General features: G+C 72.3%; 2 protein-coding genes. Both read left to right on the top strand.

Features of this window, described 5'->3' with window-relative positions; genetic code table 11:
* On the top strand, nt 1–355 hold a 355-nt coding region (locus AX721_RS14965), incomplete at its 5' end, for an ArsR/SmtB family transcription factor (protein ID WP_369807903.1).
* Nucleotides 345–821 (top strand): SRPBCC family protein, encoded by a 477-nt coding sequence (locus AX721_RS14960; RefSeq protein ID WP_068876790.1) that lies wholly within the window; start codon nt 345–347, stop codon nt 819–821. The genes AX721_RS14965 and AX721_RS14960, both read left to right, overlap by 11 nt.
* The last annotated feature ends 55 nt before the right edge of the window (nt 822–876 follow it).

Genomic DNA, 876 nt, shown 5'->3' with positions numbered 1-876 from the left:
CCCCATGCACCCGCCCCAACACCTCGGCCAGACCTTCGCCGCCCTCGGCGACCCCACCCGGATGGCGATCGTCAGCCGGCTGGCGGCCCAGGGCGATCTGACGGTGCAGCAGATCGCCGAGCCGTTCGCCATGAGCCTGCCGGCGGTATCCCAGCATCTGAAGGTGCTGGAGCGCGCCGGCCTGATCGCCCGCGGCCGCGACGGCCAGACGCGGCCCTGCTCGCTGCGCCCCGAGCGCCTGGCCGAGGCGACCCGCTGGCTCGACCACACGCGCGAGGCCTGGGAGGCCCGCTTCGACCGCCTGGAGCGGTTCCTCGCCACCCTCGAGACCAAGGACGACGACCATGACCGCTGACCCGCGCACCACCTGGGCTCTCGACCGCGAGATCGTGCTGACCCGCCTGATCGCCGCCCCGCGCGAGCGGGTGTTCCAGGCTTGGACCGACCCGGCGCAGATCGTCCAGTGGTTCGGCCCCGAGGGCTTCACGGTCGACAGCCTGGAGTGCGACATCCGCCCGGGCGGCCGCTGGCGTTTCGTCTTCACCGGCCCCGACGGCACGCGCTACGACAACCGCATGGTGTTCACGCACATCGAGGCGCCGCGCCTGATCCAGATGGAGCACGGCTCCGACAAGGACGACGACCCCGACCGCTTCTTCGTCACCGTCACCTTCGATTCCCAGGCCGACGGCAAGACCGTGCTCACCCTGCGCCAGTTGCACCCCACCCCCGCGCGCCGCGAGGAAGTCATCGGCTTCGGCGCCGTGGAATACGGCCTCCAGACCCTCGCCAAACTCGCCCGCCACCTCGGCGTGGAGTGAGGGCGGCGCGCCACGCGCGACCTTCACCTCCCCCGCGAAGCGGCGGGAGGGGGAC

Source organism: Phenylobacterium sp. CCH9-H3, from assembly GCF_001557235.1.
Lineage (GTDB): Bacteria > Pseudomonadota > Alphaproteobacteria > Caulobacterales > Caulobacteraceae > Phenylobacterium.
Note: the sequence above shows the minus strand (reverse complement) of the source record. Positions and strands in the feature narration are given on the sequence as shown.

What these genes read in the sequence shown, in the direction of transcription:
- AX721_RS14960 (WP_068876790.1), top strand. Translation starts at nt 345, where the DNA reads ATGACCGCTGACCCGCGCACCACCTGGGCTCTCGACCGCGAGATCGTG.